General features: G+C 60.4%; 6 protein-coding genes and 2 pseudogenes. 5 read left to right on the plus strand and 3 right to left on the minus strand.

Annotation, left to right across the window (positions count from 1 at the left end):
• From KH616_RS19945 to KH616_RS19960, 4 genes and pseudogenes are all read left to right on the plus strand, one after another.
• Positions 1 to 256 (plus strand): annotated as a pseudogene (locus tag KH616_RS19945) (DDE-type integrase/transposase/recombinase); the annotation flags it as partial.
• 989 nt (positions 257 to 1,245) lie between these two features.
• A complete protein-coding gene (locus KH616_RS19950) occupies positions 1,246 to 1,395 on the plus strand; it encodes a hypothetical protein (RefSeq protein ID WP_292250095.1) in 150 nt (49 codons plus the stop codon).
• Positions 1,388 to 1,858 (plus strand): hypothetical protein, encoded by a 471-nt coding sequence (locus tag KH616_RS19955; RefSeq protein ID WP_292250097.1) that lies wholly within the window; start codon positions 1,388 to 1,390, stop codon positions 1,856 to 1,858. The genes KH616_RS19950 and KH616_RS19955 overlap by 8 nt, the downstream gene beginning before the upstream one ends.
• 350 nt (positions 1,859 to 2,208) lie before the next feature.
• Positions 2,209 to 2,814 (plus strand): hypothetical protein, encoded by a 606-nt coding sequence (locus tag KH616_RS19960; RefSeq protein WP_292250099.1) that lies wholly within the window; start codon positions 2,209 to 2,211, stop codon positions 2,812 to 2,814.
• Between the two features lie 117 nt (positions 2,815 to 2,931).
• Here the strand turns inward: KH616_RS19960 and KH616_RS19965 are convergent.
• Positions 2,932 to 3,107, minus strand: a pseudogene (locus KH616_RS19965) (IS481 family transposase); the annotation flags it as partial.
• A gap of 407 nt (positions 3,108 to 3,514) precedes the next feature.
• Between KH616_RS19965 and KH616_RS19970 the strand changes: the two are divergent.
• The gene (locus KH616_RS19970; protein WP_292250101.1) at positions 3,515 to 4,102 is read left to right on the plus strand and encodes a YigZ family protein; all 588 of its coding nucleotides are present in this window, start codon (positions 3,515 to 3,517) and stop codon (positions 4,100 to 4,102) included.
• 112 nt (positions 4,103 to 4,214) lie between these two features.
• On the opposite strand, the gene ppk2 is transcribed toward KH616_RS19970, so the two are convergent.
• Both ppk2 and KH616_RS19980 read right to left on the minus strand, forming a co-directional pair.
• Complete coding sequence (ppk2, locus tag KH616_RS19975) at positions 4,215 to 5,147, minus strand: polyphosphate kinase 2 (RefSeq protein ID WP_292250103.1); 933 nt, start codon at positions 5,145 to 5,147, stop codon at positions 4,215 to 4,217.
• A gap of 133 nt (positions 5,148 to 5,280) precedes the next feature.
• Positions 5,281 to 6,334, minus strand: a 1,054-nt coding sequence (locus KH616_RS19980; RefSeq protein WP_292250105.1) for a gamma-glutamyltransferase family protein, incomplete at its 5' end; no start/stop codon positions are given.

Raw genomic sequence — 6,334 nt, forward strand, 5'->3', positions numbered from 1 at the left:
CCATGCGTACAAGCAGGCGACGGTTGAGCGGATCGACATTCCGAACCATCTCAACCGTCAGTTTGAGGTTGATGCGCCGAATCAGGTCTGGTGCGGCGACATCACGTATGTCTGGGCACAAGGCCGTTGGCATTATCTGGCGGTCGTGCTCGACCTGTTCACGCGGCGAGTTGTCGGTTTGGCTTTCTCGACGCGCCCGGACGCCGATTTGGTCGTGCGGGCGTTGGAAATGACCTACGAGCAACGAGGCCGACCGCATCTGCGCATCAGTCAGTGCCGTACCGACGTTCAACCCAAACTGCTGCGATGCCTTGGGGCGTGGATTCAGTTCCTTGGTGGCCTCAAGTTGCTGTTGCTGCAAACGCTGGATTTGTGGGCCGGACGTAGTTTCGGATGGCGGAACGCCTTGGGCTAGCGCAGAAACGCTCGCCAACGCCGAAATCAACGCGGCCGAAGTTTCTCGTTTCTTCACTTGTTAGCGGCGTAATGGTTGGTCTCTCACGCCGAAATTTATCGAAATACTTGCCAACACAGTGTCAGAGACTGCAAGGAAGTACTGCACTTCTCATCGACGAAGGTCGACGCAGGCCACCATACAGACACTCAATCAAAATACGCCAAAGTCAATACAGGCAGAAACACTTGTTTCCCTCAGTGAAATTTGACACTTCGAATACATTTTTTAAAGCTTCACGCAGCCAAAATTCTCGATGCATTTACCGATGCTTACGAACCACTTTGACACCTGCTCAATTTCCGCGCAGACGTCAATCTGCCGATAAAAACCCTTGAGAACGTCGGCATCTGCGCCTTTCAATATAAAGCCATACCGGTTACTCGAAACGCACATTAAAAATACGAAGGTGTTTTGATCGGATAAAGGAAGATGGACAAATCAAAGATTACACTCTTGACATTTTCGATCACGCGAACAATCAGATAACTCCATGTTGATCGGGATTGGCACATCACTCCGTCGTGTCTCCGATTTACAACACACACTGGTCCAAACGCTTGCGTCCACATCCTGCAATCCAGAATTTTTGAATCACATATAACCCTCCTGAGCACAGCCCGCGACGGCTGCTCCGCCGATGCGATTTCGCCTCGATGCACTTCGCTCAGGAGGTTTTGCAGCGACCTCCACACTGCTTGCTCGCATGCCAGCGGATGGCTATGCCTGCAACGTATGTCCGCTTCATTCACTACATCTCGCCGGTTTTGATCGGCGCACGGAGTCCAGCAATGCTCTCCCCTTCTCCCCTCGACTATCTCGCCGCCTTCGCGCTCACCTTTCTCAGCGGCGCGTTGCTCGCCGCGTGCCACTGCAAGTACGTGAGCAAGGTCCGACACGACGCCCGCGCCCTTGAACGCGAGGCCCCCGTTCATGCCTGATCGCCCTCCGTTCTTTCAGTACGGCGACGAGGACGAAGACGACGCGTGGAAGCGCGGCCACCACGAGCTATACCAGATGGAACAGCCAGATGCCAGCGAATCACCGCGCTACCGTCCCGGTATCGGTGACGTGACATATCCGTGTCCGTCGTGCGAGTCGTTCCGCACCGAGCAACGCCATATCGCGCGACGAATCTGCAGCGCCGTCGGCGCCGCGGCGGGCGCGACGAGTGCGGTCGCCGCCTCGCTGTCCGGCGCGGAGACCGGCGCGGTCATCGGCGCGCTTGGCGGCCCCATTGGCGCTGTATGCGGTGGTATCGCGGGCGCCGTCCTCGCCGAGCTCCTGGCTGGCGCAGCCGGCTGCACCACTGGCGCGGCGCTGGGCGAAGCGCTGGACCTCAAGGTTCTGAACAACTGGCGATACTTCGCGTGCGGACGCACCTTCACCGTCTATCCCGACTGACCCCGCCCGCGTCTTTCCTTTCACTGCTTTCCTTCGTCCCGCCCGGCTCATACGTCGATCACCATCGTCGTGCCCGTACCGATGATCACCGGATCGACGCCGCCTGGTTCGGTGCCGGTGCAACGCTCAAGCAACGTGCCTGGGACGGGAGGTATTATGGTTACTCGCCCGACCCTGACCGAGGCTAATGCGGCAATCCAGATGCACGCCCCATTCCTCCGACCGCCAGGCCTAACCGAAGCGGAGTCGACAGTAGGACATCGCATGGGACATGACATCAGAAAAACAGCACTTCGACGGGGAAATTGGAAATGGCGGCAGCATCACGGCATTACGAAAGCAAACGACGCATGACAGAAGACCTGTTTCGCGTGCTCCAGCAGGACGAATTCGCGTTCGCCACGAGAAGAGCGGTGCTCGAACAGATCCAGATAGAATGGCCCGAGTGGTACGGAAAATTCGACGCGGCTGCAAGAAAACGAAGCTGGCTCCGTCACACATCGCGCAGCGATGTGTCCGCGACCTTGGTCAGTTACCACAAAGTACCAACGACCGGCTGCCCCTACTGGTCGCAAAGCGCACTCGAAGCGTACAACAAGGATGAGCCTCGCGCGGTCTATCACTTCGAACACGCCGTGCCGCGCAGCGTGATCCGTGACTATGTGATCGGGCCTTCGCCATACAAGGAAAGCAAGGCGACTGAAATGCCCTTCGAGCCCTGGCGGTCGCCGTTCATGAACGCCAATGAAGTCTACGATTTCTTGGAACGCCTTTGCATCGGCGTCGTCATGTTGAGGCAGGAGAGCGATCTGCTGCCGAAAAGCACGTTCCCCGGCACATTAGCCGACTGGCGAAATGTTGATCCGTGGGCACGGTATCGGCGTGCCGGTAACGGCAACGCGACAATCCCCGTATATTGTCTAATCGACGGCCATGCGGTTGTGACGGCTGACTGAGATTTGCTCGGGTCAGGCGATGAGGCGAGCCACGTTCAATGGCTTGCTGCCACATCATTTACGTGTATTAGCCGGAACTCGATCTGACAGGTAGTCGGGCCGTTAGAGGAGAAGCGATCAATGAGGAACGAGTTTCTCCTTGGCGAGTTCCAGTGAATCGAGGAAGGTACGCATCGGCGTCTTGCGTAACACCATCGCCCCTGATGCTCGCGTTCATTGTTGTACTGGTCGAGCCACGCATCAAGATCGCTCCGCAAGGCGTCGATCGATTCGTAGATCTTCTTGCGGAAGGCGGCGCATTGCTCGGCTTTCAGCGCGCCAGGATCGCCACCTTCGTCGACCAGCGTATTCATCCGCGCTGTTTTCACCAGTGCCGCTGCAAATCCCGGGTTCGCGGATCGTCGATCCGTCAGACCGATTGCAGCTCCAAACAATCGCGACTCGAACACATGGGCGCACGCTCCGGTTGATGTAACCCTCGCCCCCAATCCCGGCGCCTCGGCATCCCGGTAGATTGACTGCATCTCGCCTGCATGACACCGAAATGCATCGACGCGCACCACGGTAAAATTCTCCGCTCCATGCCGCTCGACTCGTGCAGGCACCATGCAGGCAAATCATGTCCGCATGCATCCGCATCGATGCAGCGCAGCAGCCATCCTATCCATTTGATTTTTGTACAACCGCCCCTTCCCGGACCATGCCCTACTCCCTCGCCACCACCTACACCCGGGAACTCGAAATCCGCAAAAGCCGCTTCATCGCATTTGCGATCCCGGTCGAGGATCGCGACGCGGCGATGCGCGAGCTCCAGCGACTTCGCGATGCGCATCCGACCGCAACGCACGTCTGCTGGGCACTGCTCGCAGGCGGCCAGTCGGGCATGTCCGACGATGGCGAGCCGTCCGGCACCGCGGGCCGGCCGATCCTGGAAGTGCTGCGCCATCATGATCTGGACGGTGTGCTGGGCGCCGTCGTGCGCTACTACGGCGGCGTCAAGCTCGGAGCAGGCGGCCTCGTGCGCGCCTATACCGACGCAATCGCTTCCACCCTCATCGATGCCGAGCGCGTCGAGCGCATCCGCCTGACGCGTCTTGCGATCGAAATCGGCTATCCGGACGAGGCGCGTGTCCGCCGATGGATCGAGCAAGCGGGCTACGAACTGGCCGACAGCGCCTACGGAATGACCGTGCGTCTCGTCGTGCGGCTTCCCGTCACCGCCGAGGATCAGGCCCGCGTCGAGCTATTCGACCTCACTCAAGGCCGCGCAGGCTTTCCCACCCTGTAACGAACGGTGCGCCGGTGCATTGCGCCTCCATTCACATCCCGCACGTCGCGCGTCCTTTCCGATAAAGGCGTGACAAGCATGGCCTCGGCAAACGCGCCGCAATCCACCATGCTCAGTACACATCCGGAACGATCATGCTTTCCGGCACCGGCCGGCGGATGTAATCCGGATGATGCTCGCGCTGCGGCAAGTCGACCGTCGGACGCGGAACGTCGTGATACGGCACCTGGCTCAGCAGGTGATGAATGCAGTTCAGGCGCGCGCGCTTCTTGTCGACGGCCTGCACGACCCACCACGGCGCCTCGGGGATATCGGTGCGCTGGAGCATTTCCTCTTTCGCCGCCGTATACGCCTCCCAGCGCCGCCGGCTCTCCAGATCCATCGGACTCAGCTTCCACTGCTTCAACGGATCGTCGATACGGTTCTGGAAGCGCCGCTCCTGCTCGGGGTCGGTGATCGAAAACCAGTACTTCACGATCTGGATACCGCTGCGCACGAGCATCTTCTCGAACTCGGGCACCGACCGGAAAAACTCCTCGTACTCCTCGTCCGAGCAGAAATTCATCACGCGCTCGACGCCCGCGCGGTTGTACCAGCTGCGATCGAACAACACGATCTCGCCGCCGGCCGGCAGGTGCGCGACATAACGCTGGAAATACCATTGCGTGCGTTCGCGACTGTTTGGCGCAGGCAGCGCCGCGACGCGGCACACGCGCGGGTTCAGGCGCTGCGTGATGCGCTTGATCGCGCCGCCCTTGCCCGCCGCGTCCCGCCCTTCAAAAATCACGACGAGCCGGTGTCCGGCGTTCACCACCCAGTCCTGCAGCTTCACCAGTTCGCCTTGCAGCCGGAACAGCTCGCGGAAGTAGCGCTTGCGCGCCTCGCGCCGCTCGGGTGAGAACAGCAGATCCTCACCCTCATCGAAACGGCGGTCGTCCAGTTCCATCTCGAGCTCCTCGTCGTACGCGTCGACGAGGTCCTCCTCGAGCCGGCGCTGACGCGCCTCCTTCGATTCAGCATCGGTACGGGTATCGTTGTCGTCCATGAGGGCCTCCTTCAATGGCGCAGCGAAAACGCGCCATTATCGCAGGCGCATACGTCAATTTGATGAAAGCCGGGCAGGCGCCCGGCGTCCGATACCGAATGCGCGGCCATTAACGGCCACGCCTGTTCGCACCTTACCGAATCACCCGCGTCACGCCGCGTCCGCGCGGATCGGCCACAGGCTCCGGCACGTTTCCGTCGATCTGGATCACCTGGATATCGCCACTGAAATCCTGGCCCTTCAGGGTGTAGCCGCGCGCTTCGAGCGCCTTCGCGAGCTCGCCCTCAATCGGGTGATACGGTTCCCAGAAAATCGTGTTCGGCGGCAGCAGCTGGTGATGGAAGCGCATCGCGCCGACCGCTTCCTTCAACGGCATCTTGAAGTCGTAGATGTTGTTGACGACCTGAAAGATCGACGTGAAGATCCGCGAACCGCCCGGCGTGCCGATCACGAGCGCGACTTTGCCGTCCTTCGTCAGGATCGTCGGCGACATCGACGACAGCGGCCGCTTTTTCGGTTCGATCGCGTTCGCGTCGCTGCCCACCACGCCGAACATGTTCGCCACGCCCGGTTTCGCCGAGAAATCGTCCATCTCGTCGTTGAGCACGATGCCGGTGCCTTCCGCGATCATCCCGGAACCGAAGTAGCCGTTGATCGTGTACGTGTTCGACACCGCATTGCCCCATTTGTCGACCACCGAGAAATGCGTCGTCTCGGCCTTTTCAGGCATCGACGTGCCGAGTCCGGGCTGCACGCTCTTCGTGTCCGAAGGCTCCTTCGGGTTGACCTCGGCCGCGCGCTTCGCGAGGTACGCATCGTCGGTCAGCTGCGCGACCGGCACCTTGTAGAAGTCGGGATCGCCCAGGTACTGCGCACGGTCCGCGAACACGCGCTTCTCGATCTCCGCGACCAGATGGATGTATTGCGGCGAATTGAGTTTCACACCCTCGAAGTCCTGCTTCAGGTCCGCCTTCATCTTCAGCAGCTGCACGAGCCCGATCCCGCCCGAGCTCGGCGGCGGCGCCGTAATCACGCGATAGCCGCCCCAGTTCGCCTCGATCGGCTGGCGCCACACCGCGCGATATTCGAGCAGGTCCTGCTTCGTGATCAGCCCGTCGCCCTCTTTCATCGATGCCGCGAACAGGTCGGCGGTCTTGCCCTGGTAGAACCCCTTGGCGCCTTCGTTC

Origin of the sequence: Burkholderia sp., assembly GCF_018375725.1 — a bacterium.
Lineage (GTDB): Bacteria > Pseudomonadota > Gammaproteobacteria > Burkholderiales > Burkholderiaceae > Burkholderia.

Excerpts from the sequence above, each read along its gene's own strand:
- KH616_RS19950 (WP_292250095.1), top strand. The coding sequence starts at position 1,246 with ATGCTCTCCCCTTCTCCCCTCGACTATCTCGCCGCCTTCGCGCTCACC.
- KH616_RS19955 (WP_292250097.1), top strand. The coding sequence starts at position 1,388 with ATGCCTGATCGCCCTCCGTTCTTTCAGTACGGCGACGAGGACGAAGAC.
- KH616_RS19960 (WP_292250099.1), top strand. The coding sequence starts at position 2,209 with ATGACAGAAGACCTGTTTCGCGTGCTCCAGCAGGACGAATTCGCGTTC.
- KH616_RS19970 (WP_292250101.1), top strand. The coding sequence starts at position 3,515 with ATGCCCTACTCCCTCGCCACCACCTACACCCGGGAACTCGAAATCCGC.
- ppk2 (WP_292250103.1), bottom strand. The coding sequence starts at position 5,147 with ATGGACGACAACGATACCCGTACCGATGCTGAATCGAAGGAGGCGCGT.